Origin of the sequence: Pollutimonas bauzanensis, from assembly GCF_900129885.1 — a bacterium.
GTDB lineage: Bacteria > Pseudomonadota > Gammaproteobacteria > Burkholderiales > Burkholderiaceae_B > Pollutimonas > Pollutimonas bauzanensis.
Map to the genome: position 1 here is coordinate 60,249 of NZ_FQXE01000015.1, position 17,478 is coordinate 77,726.

Annotated in this window: 17 protein-coding genes; 8 read left to right on the top strand and 9 right to left on the bottom strand. The window is 63.3% G+C overall.

The features are described 5' to 3' along the window. Positions 1–6 precede the first annotated feature (6 nt). Positions 7–744: a GntR family transcriptional regulator gene (locus tag BUB23_RS21515; protein ID WP_084136185.1), complete on the bottom strand. Its 738-nt coding sequence runs from the start codon at positions 742–744 to the stop codon at positions 7–9. Positions 745–825: 81 nt separating this feature from the next. Beyond that, a complete protein-coding gene (gcvA, locus tag BUB23_RS21520; protein ID WP_073107730.1) occupies positions 826–1,725 on the bottom strand; it encodes a transcriptional regulator GcvA in 900 nt (299 codons plus the stop codon). 74 nt (positions 1,726–1,799) lie between these two features. Between gcvA and BUB23_RS21525 the strand changes: the two genes are divergently transcribed. The 3 genes from BUB23_RS21525 (at position 1,800) to BUB23_RS21535 (ending at position 6,135) form a co-directional block, all read left to right on the top strand. Beyond that, positions 1,800–2,930 carry an MFS transporter gene (locus BUB23_RS21525; protein ID WP_073107733.1) on the top strand — a complete coding sequence of 377 codons (1,131 nt, stop codon included), beginning with the start codon at positions 1,800–1,802 and terminating at the stop codon, positions 2,928–2,930. A 122-nt stretch (positions 2,931–3,052) separates the two neighbouring features. Then, a complete protein-coding gene (locus BUB23_RS21530) occupies positions 3,053–4,015 on the top strand; it encodes a TAXI family TRAP transporter solute-binding subunit (RefSeq protein WP_073107736.1) in 963 nt (320 codons plus the stop codon). Positions 4,016–4,080: 65 nt separating this feature from the next. Then, a complete protein-coding gene (locus tag BUB23_RS21535) occupies positions 4,081–6,135 on the top strand; it encodes a TRAP transporter permease (protein ID WP_073107739.1) in 2,055 nt (684 codons plus the stop codon). 40 nt (positions 6,136–6,175) lie between these two features. Here BUB23_RS21535 and BUB23_RS21540 read toward each other — a convergent pair whose 3' ends face one another. The 5 genes from BUB23_RS21540 to BUB23_RS21560 are packed head-to-tail and all read right to left on the bottom strand — an operon-like array spanning position 6,176 to position 10,578. Beyond that, positions 6,176–7,099, bottom strand: coding sequence for a ChaN family lipoprotein (locus BUB23_RS21540; RefSeq protein ID WP_073107742.1), 924 nt, complete (start codon positions 7,097–7,099; stop codon positions 6,176–6,178). Between the two features lie 25 nt (positions 7,100–7,124). Continuing rightward, entirely contained in the window at positions 7,125–7,526 is a 402-nt protein-coding gene (locus BUB23_RS21545) for an aconitase X swivel domain-containing protein (protein ID WP_073107745.1), read from the bottom strand. Beyond that, the gene (locus BUB23_RS26850) at positions 7,523–8,764 is read right to left on the bottom strand and encodes an aconitase X (protein WP_073107747.1); all 1,242 of its coding nucleotides are present in this window, start codon (positions 8,762–8,764) and stop codon (positions 7,523–7,525) included. Before BUB23_RS26850 ends, BUB23_RS21545 begins: the two co-directional genes overlap by 4 nt. Positions 8,765–8,782: 18 nt before the next feature. Beyond that, positions 8,783–9,763 carry a Bug family tripartite tricarboxylate transporter substrate binding protein gene (locus tag BUB23_RS26855; protein WP_073107750.1) on the bottom strand — a complete coding sequence of 327 codons (981 nt, stop codon included), beginning with the start codon at positions 9,761–9,763 and terminating at the stop codon, positions 8,783–8,785. 38 nt (positions 9,764–9,801) lie between these two features. Beyond that, positions 9,802–10,578 carry a GntR family transcriptional regulator gene (locus tag BUB23_RS21560; RefSeq protein ID WP_143161079.1) on the bottom strand — a complete coding sequence of 259 codons (777 nt, stop codon included), beginning with the start codon at positions 10,576–10,578 and terminating at the stop codon, positions 9,802–9,804. Positions 10,579–11,058: 480 nt separating this feature from the next. On the opposite strand from BUB23_RS21560, the gene BUB23_RS21565 reads away from it, so the two are divergent. Continuing rightward, complete coding sequence (locus BUB23_RS21565; protein ID WP_073107756.1) at positions 11,059–12,285, top strand: helix-turn-helix domain-containing protein; 1,227 nt, start codon at positions 11,059–11,061, stop codon at positions 12,283–12,285. Between the two features lie 39 nt (positions 12,286–12,324). Beyond that, positions 12,325–12,963: a Vgb family protein gene (locus tag BUB23_RS21570; RefSeq protein ID WP_073107759.1), complete on the top strand. Its 639-nt coding sequence runs from the start codon at positions 12,325–12,327 to the stop codon at positions 12,961–12,963. Between the two features lie 61 nt (positions 12,964–13,024). On the opposite strand, the gene BUB23_RS21575 is transcribed toward BUB23_RS21570, so the two are convergent. Continuing rightward, entirely contained in the window at positions 13,025–13,963 is a 939-nt protein-coding gene (locus BUB23_RS21575; RefSeq protein ID WP_073107762.1) for a LysR family transcriptional regulator, read from the bottom strand. An 18-nt stretch (positions 13,964–13,981) separates the two neighbouring features. Beyond that, positions 13,982–14,884, bottom strand: a complete 903-nt coding sequence (locus BUB23_RS21580; protein WP_073107765.1) for an amidohydrolase family protein — start codon at positions 14,882–14,884, stop codon at positions 13,982–13,984. A 216-nt stretch (positions 14,885–15,100) separates the two neighbouring features. Between BUB23_RS21580 and BUB23_RS21585 the strand changes: the two genes are divergently transcribed. The 3 genes from BUB23_RS21585 (at position 15,101) to BUB23_RS21595 (ending at position 17,462) form a co-directional block, all read left to right on the top strand. Beyond that, complete coding sequence (locus BUB23_RS21585; protein WP_073107768.1) at positions 15,101–15,733, top strand: glutathione S-transferase family protein; 633 nt, start codon at positions 15,101–15,103, stop codon at positions 15,731–15,733. A 38-nt stretch (positions 15,734–15,771) separates the two neighbouring features. Next, positions 15,772–16,755, top strand: a complete 984-nt coding sequence (locus BUB23_RS21590; RefSeq protein WP_073107771.1) for a Bug family tripartite tricarboxylate transporter substrate binding protein — start codon at positions 15,772–15,774, stop codon at positions 16,753–16,755. 347 nt (positions 16,756–17,102) lie between these two features. Continuing rightward, on the top strand, positions 17,103–17,462 hold the full coding sequence (locus BUB23_RS21595) for a helix-turn-helix domain-containing protein (protein WP_073107774.1): 360 nt from the start codon (positions 17,103–17,105) through the stop codon (positions 17,460–17,462). The last annotated feature ends 16 nt before the right edge of the window (positions 17,463–17,478 follow it).

Genomic DNA, 17,478 nt, shown 5'->3' on the forward strand with positions numbered 1-17,478 from the left:
GCCGCATCAGGAAAAAATGCTGCGCCAATCCACCAGGCCCTGCGTTTTGTCGTTGAAATCGAGCGTCTTCTCGATGTGGTCCAGGTGCTGCAGCATGCCTTCGATCGCGGCATCCGGGGCATGGCGCTCGATCGCATCGATGATGCCGGCATGTTCGTGAAACGGGCAAGCCGGCGCATTGGGCTTGTCGTACAGCGCAATCGCCAGGCAAGTCTGGGCGCACATTTCCCTGATAATGCGCAGCAAGGTCGCATTCCCGGCCAGCGACGCGAGCAGCACATGGAACTCCCCCGACAAGCGGATGATGCTGGCCCGGTCCCCCGCGGCCCGGGCCCGGGACTCTTGCGCCACATGTGCGCGCAGCAGGGCCAAATGGGCCGGCGCCGCCACGGAACAGAGCATGCGCACCACCTCCGGCTCAATCAGGCGCCGCGCCACGAAGACTTCGCGAGCCTCGGCGACCGAAGGGCTGGCGATATAGGCGCCGCGATTGGGGATCAGCGTAACGAGCTTTTCGTGCGCCATTCTGGCCAGCACCTGGCGAATGATCGTGCGGCTGGTGCCCACCACTTCCCCCAGCCGCTCCTCGATCAATTTCGTGCCCGGCAGCAGGCGGTGCTCGAAGATCGCCTGCTGCAGCTTCGCATAGATTTCCTCGCTGGCCGTGATCGCGGGCCGCTTGCGCGGCGCCGCTGTCTGCGCCGCAATACCCTTGCGGCTATCGGTCTTCTTCTTTGAGTTCATAGATCGGCGTCGGCCTGTGGCACATGCAAGGACATATTGTATTAAATGGGCTGATTGAATTGTATACAATACTGGTCCCGACTAGAACCCGCCGCGCGCCTGCATCGCCAGTTCGGCGTCCAGCCACGCGGCGAAGCTGCGGGCCTCGGCGGCCGCGTTCGGCGCAAGGCCGTAGTAATAGCGGCTCAGCGGCATGCGCAAGTCGGGCAGCGGGCATTGCAGGCGCCCCGACGCCAGGTCATTCCCGACGAGCGAAGCCGGCGCCAGGGCGAAGCCCAGGCCGTCGACCGCCGCCTGCAGCACGAAATGAAGGTGATCGAACTGCAGCCGGCCAGCCGTTTTCTGGCGGGCGACGCCCACGTGCTTCTTCCAGTCGTCCCAATCCTGCTTGCGCGTCCTGGACGACAGCAGCACATGGGCGCCCAGCGCGCCGGGCTCGGCCACCGGCTGCGCCTCGAACAGCGCCGGCGCGCCGACGATGAAGGCCTCGTCTTCCAGGAAAGGGCGAAGCCGGATGGACGATGGCCAGCCATCCAGGCCGCGCCGGATGGCCACATCGAACTCGTCCACGGCCTGGTCCGGCGCCCGCGTGCTGGTCACCACTTGCGGCTCTATGCCCGGATGCTGCGCCACGAAGGCCGGCAGGCGCGGTATGAGCCAGCGCACCGCAAAAGAAGGCCGCACATTGATTCTCACCGCCAGGGCAGGCCCGCGCCCCATGAGCGCTTGCGCGGCGGCGGCGATCTGGTCCAGCGCCGCGGCGGCTTCCGCAAAAAACTGCTGGCCTTCGAGAGTCAGGCTGACCTGCCGGATGCGGCGCTCGAACAGGACGACCCCGAGGTAATCCTCGAGCTTGCGGATCTGGCGGCTGATCGCGCCATGCGTGACGTGCAGCTCGGCCGCGGCGCGCGTAAAGCTCTGGTGGCGGGCGGCGGCGGCGAAGGCGCGCACGGCGTTCAGGGGAGGCAGGCGCATGGTCATGCGTGCGAATTTATCACACATGGCCGGCGCAAATCTCGTTTGTCCCGCGGCCCGCGCAACGCATACCATGCGGCATGACGCAAATAGCCGACTCCACCCCAGACCTGCATTCACGCCGCGCCGCCATGGCGCTGGGGCTGTCCTTGCCCGTGGACACGGTGCTGTACCTGCTGCTGCCCATGTACGCCCCGCAATTCGGCGTATCCCTGGCCGAAGCCGGCCTGCTGCTGGCGGCCAACCGCCTGGTGCGCATAGCGGGCTATGCCTGGGTGGCGCGCTTCTGCGCCCGGCGCGGCGATCGCCTCGCATGCTCGCTGGCGGTGGCGGTGGCGGCGGCCTGCAGCGTGGGCTGCGCCACGCTCTCGGGCTTCTGGGCGCTGCTGCCGCTGCGCCTGCTGTGGGGACTTTCCTTCGCAACCCTGAACCTCACCACGCAGGCATTGGCAACCGCGCAGGCCGAAGGCGCGGCGCGGCGTTCCGGGCGCTCCCGGGCCGTCATCGCCATGGGGCCCGTACTGGCGCTGCCGCTGGCCGCCCTGCTCGCCTTGTGGCTCGGGCCACGGCCCATCTTTGTCCTGCTTGCTGCGCTGGCCCTGGCCGGCCTGGCCGCGACGCGGCGGCTGCCTTCTGTTTCGCACGCCCCCGTACAAAGGCCGCGCGGCTGGAAGCTGCCGAACAGCCTGGATGCCTGGTCCTTCCTGGAAGGCCTGACGCTGGACGGCCTTTTCATCATCGGCCTGTCCTATCTGGGCAAGGACCTGCTGCCCGGCAATGCCGTGGTGGCGGCCGGCCTGCTCATGGCGCTGCGCTACCTGGCGGAGATTCTGTTGAGCCCGCTGGGAGGACATATGGCGGAGCGCCTCGGGGCGGAAAGGCTGCTGGTGGCGCTATCGCTGCTCACGGCCCTGGCCCTCGTCGGCTTCGGCGCGGGCTGGCTGTGGAGCGGCGCGGCCGTGATCGTGGTGCTGCGCGCGCTCCAGCTGCCGCTGCTGCCGCCCATAGTGGCCAGGCGCAACCCCGGTCCGGCGCGGGTGCAGGCGCTGGCCGCCCGCTCGGTATGGCGCGACATCGGCGCCGGCACCGGCCCGATACTGGCCGGACTGCTGCTGCCTGTCGTGTCGCCACTATGGATCTACGGCGTTTCGGCGCTGCTGCTGGCCTGGGCCGCGCTGGCCTGCGCGCGACCCCATACAAACGCTAATTGACGTACCGGACCTTGACGGTTAAACCTCCATCAGGCTCATCCCGGCTTGCACCGGATCGCCCATATAAAAAATGTGTCGCGCCCAGCCGCGCGGTGCCAACTATAGCTTTCCCAGGAGACACTATGAATACTTCAGTAAAGCGCTTCGCCCTTATGCTGTGCTGTTCGCTGGTGGCCGCGCAGCCCGCCGTGGCGGAAAACATTTCGATCGCCACCGGCGGCACGGGGGGTGTTTATTATCCGATAGGCGGCGGCATCGCCTCGGTGCTGTCCAAGAAAGTGCCCGGGATGGAGGCCACGGCGGAGGTGACCGGCGGCTCGGTCGACAATCTGAAGCTGATCGACGGGGACGCGTCGTATATCGGCCTGGTGATGTCCGATGCGGGCCAGGACGCCTACAAGGGGGAAAACAAATTCAAGGGCAGCAAGGTGCCCCTGCGCACGCTGATGATCCTGTACCCGAACCGCATGCACGTGGTGACGGTCGAAGGGCGCGGCATCAACAGCATCGCCGACCTCAAGGGCAAGCACATTTCCACCGGCTCGCCGGGCAGCGCGACCGAGGTCATGGCCTTCCGCGTGCTTGAAGCGGCCGGCCTGGACAAGGACAAGGACGTCAAGCGCGAACGCCTGAGCGTGGCCGAGTCGGTCAACGGCGTCAAGGACAACAAGATCGCCGCGTTCTTCTGGGTGGGCGGCCTGCCTACGGCGGCGGTCACCGACCTGGCCAACACCCCGGGCACCAAGATCAAGATGATAGACAATGCCGACCTGGTGCCGGCGATGAACAAGAAATACGGCAATCTATACATCGAAGACACGATACCGAAATCGACCTACCGCGGCATGGAGGCCGACAACAAGCAGGCGACCGTCATGAATATTCTCGTCGCCAACGAGAAAATGGACGACAAGACCGCGTACAACATCGTCAAGACCATTTTCGAGAGCCGCGACGATCTGATCGCCGTGCACAAAGACACGGCCGAGTTCAAACTGGAAAACCAGAAGGCGGCGGCTTCGCCCATCCCCTTCCATCCAGGCGCCATCAAGTACTTCGAAGAGCGCGGCATCAAGCTCGATTGATCGCTTGATCCCCCATCCCCAACCCTGCGCGGTTGGGGTTTTTCGTTTTTGAAGAGACTCCCAGCATGAGCGAACTCGCCGAATCGGATCCGGACACCACCAACACCGCCATTAGTGAAGAGGCCTTGCGCAAGGCCGAACAATATATCGAAGAGGAAGAAGGCGCCGCGAACCATATGAGCGGATGGCTGGGAATCTTCCTTTCCACCGTGGCGATCGTGATGTCGCTGTTCCACATGTACGCCGCATACGCCATTGTGCCGACGCAAGTCCTGCGCCCGGTGCATGTGGGCTTCGTGCTGTTCCTGTCGTTCTTGATGTTTCCCGTGGCCAGGCGTTTCCGGCACCGCATCATGTGGTGGGACTGGCTGGTGGCGCTGCTATCGATCGCCATCGTGGTGTACCTGATCATGGGCGGCGACGACTTCACCGATCGCAACACCCTGCCCAACGCCTGGGATATCTTCTTCGGCGTGGCGCTGATTCTCCTGGTGCTCGAGGCGATGCGCCGCACCATAGGCTGGATCCTGCCTGCCATTTCGATCTGCTTCCTGTTGTATGCCTTCCTGGGCGCCTACCTGCCGCATCCCTGGACCCATAAAGGCTATGACATCGGGCGTGTCGTCGGCTTCATGTATATGACGCTGGAGGGCATATACGGCGTGGCGGTCGACGTATCCTCGTCGCTGATCATACTGTTCACGATTTTCGGGGCCTTTCTGCAATTCTCGGGCGCCGGCAAGTTCTACATCGACTTCTCGTTTTCGGCCATGGGCGGAAAGCCCGCCGGCGCCGGGCGCACCGTCGTGCTGGCCTCCTTCCTGCTGGGCGGGCCTTCCGGGTCGGGCGTGGCGACCACGGTCACGCTGGGCACAGTGGCCTGGCCCATGCTGGCCAAGGTCGGCTATGAACGCAACGCCGCCGGAGGCCTGCTGGCGGCGGGCGGACTGGGCGCGATCATTTCCCCGCCGGTGATGGGCGCGGCGGCCTTCATCATCGCCGAGTTCCTGAAGATTTCCTATCTCGATGTCCTGCTGATGGCGGTGATTCCCACCGCCCTGTTCTATCTCGCGCTTTTCCTCATGGTCGAGATCGATGTGCGCAAGTACGGCATGGGCCAGACCATCATCAAGAAAGTCGACACCGTATGGAACCTGACGCGGCATTACTGGTTCCACTTTCTATCGCTGATTTCCATCGTCGTTTTCATGATGTGGGGTTTTTCGCCCGTGCTGTCGGTATTCTGGGCCACTGTCGTCTCCTTCCTGACGAGCTTCCTGCGCCCCGACACGGCCATGGTTTCCCATGACCTGTTCCGCGGCAAGGGGTCGATTTCGAAACACATCTTCCAGTCGCCGCTGATCCAGGCGCTCAAGGCCGGCTCCGTCGGCATGCTCAGCGTGGGCGCCACCTGCGCCGGCGCGGGAATTATCGTCGGCGTGGTGACGCTGACCGGCCTGGGCCTCAAGTTCAGCGGCATCGTCATCGACTATGCCGGAGGGTCCTTGCTGCTGACCGCGATCTACACGGCGCTGGTGGTGTGGGTCATCGGCCTGGCCGTGCCGGTCACGGCCTCGTACATCATCTGCGCGGTGATCACGGCGCCGGCCCTGATCAAGCTGGGCGTGCCCGACTTCGCGGCGCACATGTTCATCTTTTATTATGCGGTGCTCTCGGAAGTGTCGCCGCCGACCGCCTTGTCGCCGTTTGCCGCTTCGGCGATCACCGGGGGGGACCCCTACAAGACGACCATGCAATGCTGGAAATACACCATACCGGCGTTCCTGGTCCCGTTCATCTTTGTGCTCGACCCCAGCGGCCAGGGCCTGCTGCTGATGGGTTCGACCAAGGCGCTGGCGGCGGCGAACGGGTGGGAAATCGTCCAGGTCACGCTGACGGCGGCGGCGGGAATCTTTGCGCTTGCGGTGGGCTTCCAGGGCTGGCTGCTGGTGCGCGCCACTTTCATCGAACGCGCGATGCTGATCGTGGCCGGATTCGCCCTGGTCTATCCCGGGCCCGTCTCGAACATGCTGGGCTTTGCGCTGGTGCTGCTCGCCCTGGCTTTCCACTGGAGGCGCCGGGCTTTGCCGGCGCCGGCCGCCGGCTCTCCGGGCCAGTGAGGGCCGGGCCCTGCAATCATGCCAGACCGGGCCAGGCCTGCTAGTTTCCGGCGGGCCGCCCGAAAGGGCGGCCGCGCAGCGAAGCGCAGGGATCCGGGCGCTGCGCGGGGGATATGACGATATCCCGGTCGAACCAGCCGGCCGGGGCGGCCCCCTCGGTAAAGCCGACGGACAGCGCCGCCCCGCGGTCCAGCCAGCGCGGCACGCCCTGGTCGCGGCGCACATGGCCGTTGCCGGCCAGGAGGACGACGGGCCGAAGCTGACGCGCCGCCGACGCGCCGGGCGACGCGGCGCGGCGCATCTGCAAGGCCATCATGGCGTCCCGCGCAATCTGGGCGGCGGCCATGCCCTTATGCAGCGCGGCCGGAAGCATGCCGCAGTGCGCCTGCGCGACTTCCGCGGCCTGCGCCTGCAACAACGCCGGGTCTGGGCCCTGCTCCAGCCCCAGCTCGCGCAATTCGCCGGCCGTGAATACCGCCGCCATTCCCTCTTGCATGACTCGGCCGGCGTCCGCGCGGGACAGATTGGCGGCGATCAGCGGCAGATGGTTGCGCAGCGCCAGGTCTATCACCGGCTTGTAGTAGTCCCAATTCCAGCCTGCCTTGCCGGGCGCCGCCGCCTGGATCACGCATGCGGCATCGGCGCAGGTTTTCATGGCCCGGTCCAGCACGGCCTGGTGTTCGCGGTCAAACTGTTCCATGGCGATCGCCGGACGCCATCCCGCTTCCACGGCGTCGGCAATGGCCCGCAGGCGCAGCGTGTGGCCATCGGCATTATCGTGCACCTCGCCAAGCAAAACCATGGGATGCCGCGGCAAGGCCAGAGCCAGTTCCGCCGCCCCTTCCTTGCCGGCGCCCGGAGCCTGGGCGCACGCCGCCAGCAAGGCGGCCAGCGCGGCCGCCGCCCATTGCCGCCAGCCCGGGCGGGCATCACGGCAAGGGCAAGGAAACGAATGTCGGGGCATGGCGTACAAGCCTGATGAAGTTCACCTAGACAAGGATACGCTTGTTCGCGGGGTCGATGGTGACCCGGTCGCCCGTCTGGAGCAGGTCGAGTATGTTTTCGTCCCAGCCTTCGGTAATGGGCATGTTCGCCAGGACGGCGCCCTGCACCATTACCGGATTCAGCTTTCCGAATACCAGGGCTAGCGGCGCGATCCCCTTGTGGAGCAAGTCGAAGAAGGCCCAGCCTCCGGCCACGCCCCCCTTGGACGTGGGTATCACCAGCACGCGGTTCTTGACGGAATGCCCTTCCACGCTGTGCCCGATACGGGAAATGATCCCGGTAACGCGGTCCAGGTCATAGCGGGGGCTGAAGCCCTCGCGCATGACCAGCACCTCGCCCTCCACGGTGGGGCCCCAGGCCCGCTTCACATTGACGACCTTGCTCATTTCAGCTCTCCCGTACAGGCGATGTCGACGCACTCGCCCGTTCTGCGCAGCACCGTGTTGAAGCGGTGGGCGGTGATCGTGTTGACGATCTTGGCGGAATTGGAAACGAGATTGGTCCACTGGTTTTCTTCGCGGATCTGGGTGAGCCGCTGCAGAATATAGAAGCAGACGCCCTGCAGCAGCGTGACACCGGCGCTTTCCAGCGTATCTATGTATCCCAGGCGCTTCGCGTCGCTGTAGACCGCATGGTTCGTGGTCACCACGCAGCTCATGCCGGGCGCCACTTTCCTGCCGTCGAACAATTGGGCCAGATGCTGCATTTCGAACAACGACTGCTGGGGCCCGGAGAAAACCACGATGTTCTTGGCCCCGGGCGCGTAACGGTAGGCGTCGTAGACCGCTTGTATATCGGCGTCGGTCACGGTGGTGCTGCTGGTCGGCACATTGCCGCCAAAAGCCTGTTCCGCCGTGGGCGCTTCCGGCGTTACGCCGACCATGTGGAACATGGCCATCGAGCCGTAGCTGGCCAGCGATGCCCCCAGATGCTTGAGCGCATCGGACAGGGGGGTGGTGGTAATCCCCTCGAAGACCGGGACCGCGAAATAATCCTGGTTGGGATGGCCGACGATCTTGCCCAGCGCGCCCCAATCGGCGAGGTCTTTCAATTCCGCCTCGACCTTGACCGCGAGCGTGCCCCTCCTGACCTCGTCGAGGTGAAAGCCATAAGCCGGCGTGCGGCCCGTGATGGCCGCGGCAAAACTGGCGTTGCCCGCTTCGAAATTGGTCCGCGCGCCAAAGACCGAATTGGCGTAAATGACCGTGCCCGTATCGCCCCAGGCGACATGCTCGCCTATCTTGGGCTGGTAAACGGTCTGGTAATTGATGCAGGTGTCGGTCGTGTTGATCCGCATATCCTGCAAGTGGGCGATCAGTTGCCGTTCCTTCTTTTCCTCCGAAGCGTCAGGCTGAAAATCCGGATTCGAGCTGAAATGCATGCAGCGGGCGTTGCTGCTCGCGGGAACGGCGCACTTCACATGCTCGTCGGTCATGGCTTTCAAAAGGCCGAGTCCGCCGTCGCCCATGACCTCGATATCGCCCATGACGTGCGCGTTGGTGATCGGCACGAACTTCTCGGCGCCAAAAAACGACCCCACTTCTATCTGGAACTGAATGGCTTTCTTTATCGCCTCGCCATGGTCGCCGTTGAGCATGGCCTGTTCTTCATTGCTTAAATGCATAGTGCTTCTTCCAAGTGATTATTGCTGAATCGTGACGTGGGCAGCCTTGATGATCTGCGCATACTTCTTGCGTTCGGCGTCCGTAAAGCGCGTGAACTCGGCGGGCGAACTTGGCGCGGCGGATACGCCCTGAGCGGCCAGCTTGTCCTTGACCTCTTGCTGGTTCAGCACCGCCGCCGCGTCCGCGGCAATTTTGTCAATGATTTCGGGCGGCGTGCCGGCCGGCGCAAACAGGCCTTGCCAGTTCTCTATATTGAATCCGGGCAGGCCGGATTCGGACAAGGAGGGAATGTCGGGAGCCAGTTCGGAGCGGCTCTCGGTGGTGACCGCCAAAGCCCTCAATTTGCCGGACTGGATGAAGGGCTTGGCCGGGGGCAGGCCGGCAAAGAACAGCTCGACCTGCCCTCCCACCAAGTCCGTAATCGCCGGCGAGCCCCCCTTGTACGGAATATGGTTGATCGACGTGTCCGTCACCCTTTTGAATTCCTCGGCGGCCAGGTGCTGGGGGCCGCCGGTGCCCGACGATGCATAGTTTATTTTTCCGGAATTCGCCTTTATGTACTCGATGAGTTCCTGAGTATTGCCCGCCGGGACCTTGGGATGCACGACCAGCACCAGCGGCGCGCTGCCCACTTTCGAAACGGGAACGATATCCTTTGCGGAGTCGTAAGGCATCTTCGAATACAGCAAAGCATTGATGACCGTTTCCGCCGAAGACCCCATCAACAGGGTATAGCCGTCCGCCGCGGCCTTGACCACGTGGTATGCGCCGATGTTTCCGCCAGCGCCCGTCCGATTCTCCACGACCACCGTCTGCCCCCAGGCCTTGCTCAAGCCGGCGCCCAGTATCCTGGTCACCACGTCGGTGGCTCCGCCGGGCGGGAAAGCCACGATGATCGTGACCGGCTTGTCGGGATAAGCCGCCTGGGCCAGGCCGAAGGGAAGCGCGGCCATTGCGCTCATACAGAGCATGGAAGCGATCGATTTCTTGATTTTCATAGTGTCTCCTAGGGTGGAATGGGCGCCGCTCTACGGTGTCACGGCAAGGCCGGGGAATGACCGACGCGGCGTATGGAAGAGGCAATCTGCAGCGGCCCGGCCACTTCCAGGTGAAAGGCGAATACATCGGGCTGGATATAAAAGCAGGTCGTTTCCAGGATCAGCCCCTTGGCGTCCAGGGAAGTGCGCAGCATCGTCAACAGATATCTTTCGTCTCCCAGGCCCATGACTTGCGCTATCTGATCGTCGGCCCTGCCGGAGCGTATTTCGGTCGTCGCGCGCGCCACTTTCTTTTTCAGGACCTGCTCTATCAAGGAATAGACCGGCAGCCTTTCCACATCGGCGCGCGTCAGCCGGTGGCCGCAGCCGGGCAGCGTGACATCCGCAAGCGCCACGACGATGTTGTCGATTTTGTAGAGCCGCTTGAAGTGATAGATATCGTATTCCGCGTGGCCCAGGAGCGGATTCCTGGCGCCGGCTTCGGGCGCGTCGAAACTGAGCACTTCGGTTTCCGGGTCGTAGCCTTGCGCCAGCAGGCTATCGTAGAAACCGCGAAGTTCGTTCAATTCCTGGTTGACCACCGGCCCCGTCACGAACACGCCCTTGCCCTGTCTGGATACCGCCAGCCCGCGCTCCACCAGAATCCGTATCGCCTGCCTTACCGTGACCCTGCTGACATTGAAGATGCGCGTCAGTTCGTATTCGGTGGGTATCTTTTCCAGCGGCAGCAGGCGCTTGGACTTGATGTCGGCCGTAAGGAGATCCGCGATTTGCAGATAGAGGGGAATTTCGGAATTCTTGTTGATTTCGACCATGGAATGGATCACCGCGCTTGAGGAATATAGGCGATAGTTTCCAAGTTATCTTAAGACAAGTCAATACAAATTTATACGGCGGGGACTGGACCACAAGGAACGGAGCTGCGCGAAGCCGAACGGCCTCTAAACTGCCGCCATCTTCCATGAAGGATGGACCGGAGAAAAAAATGCCTCGACGCTTGCCGCTACGCGGCGGTAAAAAACACGCCACCCGCCCCCGTCGCCAAGACTTGGACGCCGATCGATGCCGGCGGCAAGCCCCGCCAGAGCAATGTGCCCGGCGCGCTGCCATCCAGGCCGGGCATCGTCCCTGCGCAGTATGCATGCGCGAGCAATATGCCGCATGGCAAGCCGCCATCCCGCGCCGGCCAGGCCCGGGGCCTGGTCCTTCAGTCTCCTGCTGCTTGATCCTTGTGTGATAGATTAATAGCGGGGCGGGCATCTAACGGTGGGAGCGACAAGTGTGGCGGGATTCCAATGGACTTGCTGATCACGGCCGCGGCGCGCGCGCTCGCGGCGGGTGACCCCCTCGGCGCGCTGAACCGGATCGCCTTGCGGGACGACGCGCCTGCGCTCGCGCTTCGAGGCATCGCCATGGCGCAGCTCGGCGATCTCGTTCGGGCGAAGGCGCTGGTGCGGCGCGCGGCGCGTGCTTTCGGCGCCAAAGAGGCCGTGGCCCGCGCGAAATGCGTCCTCGCCGAGGCCGAGATTGCGCTCGCCTCGCGCGACCTGGCCTGGCCCGCGAAGGCGCTCGACGCGGCGCGGGCTACGCTCGAAGAACACGGCGACCGGGTGAACGCCGCGCATGCGCGGTCTCTCAAAGCCCGGCGCCTTCTCCTGATCGGCCGCCTCGACGAGGCCGAGCGCGCGCTCGGTGAACTCTGCCCCGCGCCCTTGCCGCCCGCATCGAGGGCCGTCCGCGAGCTGGTCGTCGCGGGCATCGCAATACGGCGCCTGCAGACGAAGACGGCGCGCGCTGCGCTGGCTCGGGCCCGGCGCGCTGCGCGCCACGCGGGCATTCCCGCGCTGGCGGCGGAGGTCGAAAGCGCATCCCTCGTCCTGAACACGCCCGCGGCGCGCCTGATTGCGCATGGCGAGCAGCGGCTCATCCTGCTGGAAGAGGTCGAAGCGCTACTGGCGTCGAAAGCGCTCGTCGTGGACGCCTGCCGCCATGTCGTGCGTGACGCGGGCACGGTGGTTACGCTCGCAAGCCGCCCGGTGTTGTTCGCGCTCGCGCGCGCGCTGGGCGAAGCGTGGCCCGCGGATGCGCCGAGGGACGCGCTGGTCGCGCGGGCATTCCGGGCCAAGCGCGCCGATGAATCTCATCGCGCGCGCTTGCGCGTCGAAATCGGGCGGCTACGCAGGGCGCTTCGCACGCTGGCCGGAGTAAGCGCGACCAAGCGAGGGTTCGCGCTGGTGCCGCGCGGCGCCGTCGAGGTCGTCGTGCTCGCGCGGCCCATCGAAGAAAAACATGCGGCGCTGCTCGCCTTTCTCGCCGACGGCGAGGCGTGGTCGAGCTCCGCCCTGGCTCTGGCGCTCGGCGCCAGCCAGCGCACCGTTCAGCGGGCGCTCGACGCGCTTGCGGCTGCAGGCAAGGCGCAGTCGTTCGGCCGCGGGCGAGCCCGTCGCTGGACGACCCCGCCCGTGCCGGGATTCGCGACGACATTGTTACTCCCTCCTACGCTCTCCCATCGATTAGGATGAACTTACTCCCTCCCGCCACCCATCGATCAGGACGAGACCATGAATAGATCAACAGCCCAAATCCTCCGTGAGTATGGCCCCTTCCCGGGGGTCGACAGCGTGCACGGCGTCACCTTTGACGGCCGGCAAATCTGGCTCGCTGTCGGAAAACAGCTGAGCGCGCTCGATCCGGAAAGCGGACAGATGCTGCGCTCGATCGATGCCGCCGCCGATGCGGGAACGGCCTTCGACGGCCGGCATCTGTTTCAGATCGCAGGGGATCGCATCCAGAAGATAGCCCCGGAGAGCGGCCGCGTGCTTGCCACGATCCCGGCGCCGGACGGCGGCAATTCCGGACTCGCATGGGCCGAAGGAACGCTCTGGGTGGGACAGTATCGGGAGCGGAAGATCCACCAAGTCGATCCTGAAACAGGAGAGATTCTTCGCACTATCGAATCCGACCGGTTCGTCACCGGCGTCACATGGATAGACGAAGAACTTTGGCACGGCACCTGGGAAGATGACGCGAGCGAGTTGAGGCGAGTCGATCCGCGAACGGGAGAGGTCCTGGAGATGCTCGAGATGCCGCCCGGAGTGAGCGTATCGGGGCTCGAGTCCGACGGCGGCCATCGCTTCTTCTGCGGGGGCGGCAGCAGCGGGAAGCTGCGGGCCGTCCGCCGGCCCGGAATCACGCGTTAATAATGTTCATTGCGCAGGCATGTGCTCGCCTCGGTACGATGGCGAAATGAGCTTGCGGGAACTAAGGGTTTCCATAGGAAAGCTCCACGGGCCCGGGCAGATGCGTCTGAGCGTAGTCGGCCAGATGCTGGGCAAGGTTGCGCACCAGCACCGGCAGCGCCTCCAGGTGCTGCGTCACCAGAATATGTTCGCGAATCGCCCACGAATCCGCCAATCCGATATAGCGAATATTCATGCTCTTGACGTAGCGCTCCACCGAGGAAATGGGTGCGATGCCTATCCCCACGTTCGCCTCGACCATTCGGCACATGGCCTCGAAGGTGCTCACCTGGACACGGGGACGATACTCGCCTCCAAGCTGTGTGGCGACGCGCGCCATGAACCGGTTCAGCGCCGATTCCGCGGACAAACCCACGTAGGGCGCCGTCAAGGTATCGGCGAATGTAATCGACGGGAGCTGCACGAACTCCGATTGCGATGGCAGCACAACGACCAAGCGGTTCCGGCCAAAGGGCCGGGCCCAGAGCGCCCCGGTCGTGACAGGTGTCGAAACGACACCGATATCGACTTCATTGGAGGAGACGGCCCGGATCACATCGTCGCTGAGCGCCTCCTGCAGCTCGATCTCGACGTCCTGATGCGCGGCAAGGAAACCGCTGAGCGCCTGGGGCAGGAACTCCGTAAGCGAGGTCGTATGAGCCAAAACCTTGACCTGGCCCCTGAGACCGCCGCGGAAGTCGCACATGTCAAAGGCCAGGTGATCCATCTGCTGTATGACCTGACGCGCGTGGCTGAGCAGGGATCGGCCCGCAGAAGTCAACGTGACGCCCTGCGGCGTCCGATTCAGCAGGCGCGCCCCGACGGTGGATTCCATATTCTTGATGCGGGTGGACGCGGCGGCCGGAGAAATCGCGCTGCGGCTTGCGCCTTGTGTCAGGCTGCTTACCTCGACAATGTGGATAAACAGCTGCAAGTCAAAAATTTCAAGGCGTAGGGCCATAGCGCCGCTCGAAGTCACTCATGATTCATCCACACCCTTCAGGCGATAGAGCCGCCTGGCATTTTCACGGAAAAGCGCCGCCTGTTCGTTCTGGCTGAGGTCGGCAAAACATCGTGCGTAAGCCGCCCATATCTCGTGGTAAGGCTTTACGATTCCTTCGACGGGATAATTGCTCGCCAGCAGGCAGCGCTCCGGCTGAAAACGCTCGAGGACGAAATCCATCAAGGGTCGGATAGATTCGGACGTCCACGCAGAGTCGAACATGCCAAATCCCGATATCTTCACAGCGATATTCGGCATCGACGAAAGCGCGATCATGTTCCGCCGCCAAAGAGCATGGCGTTCGGCTTCCTGCATATACGGCATGCCAACATGCGTGAGGATGAACTGCACATCGGGATGCGCCCGTACCAGATCAACCACGCCCTCGCCCTGCTCAGGGAAGAACTGCAGGTCAAAACTGAGATCAAAATCCCGTAACAGATGGAAATTCCGCTGCCACACTGGATCGAGCAAAGGGTCATAGGGCAATGGTTCGCCCAGCCTGCGATGCAAGGCCTGGCGCAGCCCGCGCATGTTGCGATACGCCATGTGGCCTTCGAGCACCTCTCGGGCATCGTGCGCGGCCAGATCCACGTTGGCCACGATAGCCTGCGGGAAGCCGCAAGCCCCGGGCATGTCGGCCACGCCCTGCAACCAGCGAGTCTCGCGTACATGATCCCGGGGATCGTGTTCGGCCTGGATGTGCACGGCCGCCAGCAATTCCATGCCGGTGGCGTCCCTGAGAAAGTCTGAAATCAGGTAGTTGCGCCGCAAGGACGAATAGTTGGGCACTACCGATGAACGATCGCCATCATTGAGCCAAGGATAGTAATTTTCCTGAAGATCCCATAAATGGAAATGGGCATCGATGATATGCATGACGTCCGTAGATTATCGAAGTTGGAGGCCTGTCATTATCCCGGCTTTTTCATCTTCCCAGCAATCAGCTTTGCCGAAACACGGCATTAAGCGCGGACGAACACGCCTGGCCAGCGTTAAGGCGCCGTTTACGGGGGATTCAGAAAATACTGATGGCACCGCGACCCCATACGTTGCACTATACATGCTCGAAAAATCGAGAAGCAAGGAGTACGCATGCAGTTGTTCGTAACGCCAGCCTCGCCATGGGTGCGCCGCGTTGTCATAAGCATTATCGAGCTTGGCCTCCAGGACAAGGTCACCATGATCCAAACCCGCTGGCCGCACAACTGGGCTACGCAAACCATTGCGTTCGATCCCGACTTCGCCCGCGCAACGCCCGTCGGCAGGATTCCGGCCCTGAGCGTCAAGGGCGGAATCCGGCTTGCCGACTCGATGACCATCTGCGAGTACCTGAACGCGGAACACGGGAAATATCGCCTCCTGCCCCGCGAGGGAGCCAAGCGCTGGGCGCTCCTTTCGCGGATATCCATCGCCCACGGAATTCTCGAGGCGCAAATCTCGCGCCGCGCTGAACTCCTTCGCACTGTCAACCGCTCAGCTGACTTCATCGAAAAAATGAAAGACCGCGGCCTGCGCTGCTTCGCGGCGCTGGACGAGGAGGTCGAAGCCTTCGGCGATGACCCGGAGCTTGCACAGATTACCATCGCCGCCGCATGCGGATTTGCCGATTTCCGTTATGCGCAGGACGACTGGCGCGCCGCCGCTCCCCGCTTGGCGCGCTGGTATGAAACGTTTTCCCAACGACCATCCATGCTATCGACACAGCCCGCGGAAACCCCGCAATAAAACAGAAGCACGCAACCCCGGACCTAGGATAAATCATAATGAACTCAAAACGGAAATTGCTAGCGGCCATCACTCTGCTTGGCCTTTCGTGCGCCATCGGCGTGCCAGCCCACGCACAGGACGACTCCTTTCCCAACAAGCCTATACGCATCATCGTGGGGCTCGCTCCCGGCGCCAGCACCGATACCGGCGCGCGCCTGCTTGCCCAGTCGCTTTCAGAGCGCACCGGAAAATCCTTCGTCGTCGAAAACAAAGTCGGCGCGGGGAGCACGATCGCCGCCTCTTTTGTTGCGAAGTCGGCGCCGGATGGTTATACGCTCTTTCTAGGCACCGGCAGCTATGCCACCGGCGCCGTTCTGTATAAAAACCTGAATTTCGACCCGGACAATGCGTTCGTGCCTATCACTCAGATCAACCGTTTTCCCCAGGCCATTGCCGTCAGCGCCGGCTCTGATATCAAGGACCTGAAGGATCTGATCAAGCTCGCCAAGGCGGACCCCGGTCTCATCATGTACGGTTCCACGGGCCATGGCGGCCAGGCCCACCTGACGGGGGAACTGTTCACGCAGTTGACCAGCGCCCATATGACGCACGTGGCCTATCGCGGCGCCGGCCCCGCCATTATGGAGCTCATCAGCGGCCGGATTCCCGTGGTGTTTGCCGACCTCTTCAGCCTGATGCCGCATGTGAAGCAAGGCACGGTGCGCGTGCTGGCCGTAACCCGCGGGGAACGCGCACAGATCGCGCCCGACATACCCACGACGAAAGAACAAGGCATCGACGGCCTGGATGTATCCGCCTGGCTGGGGCTGTTTGCTCCCAAGGGCACGCCCCAGGCAAATATCGACTGGATACAGCAACAAGTGGCTGCAGCGCTGGCTGACCCGGAGCTTGCCCGGAAAATGGTGGAGAGCGGCGCGGAAGTGGTCGCGAGCACACCCCAGCAGTTCGCGGACTTTTTCCAGCGCGAGCTTTCGGTCTACCGCGATGTCGCAACACGCGCCAACATCACCATGGACTAAACGGCCAAGGCCGCAAGCTCCCTTTGCCCGGCCCATGGCCTGAACCGTAGCGGTGGCGCTCGCGGTTCAGGCCATGGGCCGGCGCGGCTACCGTGCAATCGATGCACTGCCCGCCATTGAACATCCCGAATTTGTGAGATACACCTCGGCCGGTCGCATGCCAGCGGCGGCGCAGATCAGGGCCGTCCAAAAATATGGCTTTAATGGCATATGATCTTGACTACATATGTTATTAAAGCCATAATTCACCATGTGGCGCATTGTTCGAGGGCCTAAGCAGTGCCGCATTGGCGCCGGCCCCCGGGAAATTCCCACATCCACTATCGCTAGAACAAAGGGCTTTCAGCATGGCAAAGAAACTGGATGGCGTCGTCGCCGCGCATCCTGTCCGCCGCAAACAGAAGGCTGATCCCAAGGACAGGCAAGTGGTAACGCTGAAAGACCTGCGCAAAGCCGCAAAGCGGACCCAGGAGGACTTGGCTGCCGCGCTGGGCGTCGGCCAGGACACTATCTCGCGCCTGGAAAAGCGCAGCGATATGCTGCTCTCCACATTGCAACACTATGTGGAAAGCATCGGCGGCGAGCTGGAGCTTGTGGTCACGTTTTCAAACCGCCCTTCGGCGGTCATCGGCCGCCTTGTCCAGGAAAAGGCTCCGCAAGGAAAAAGCAGCGCCGCCCCTGGCCGAGGCGATCGGAACCGACACTAGCGCGGCAGATGCCGCA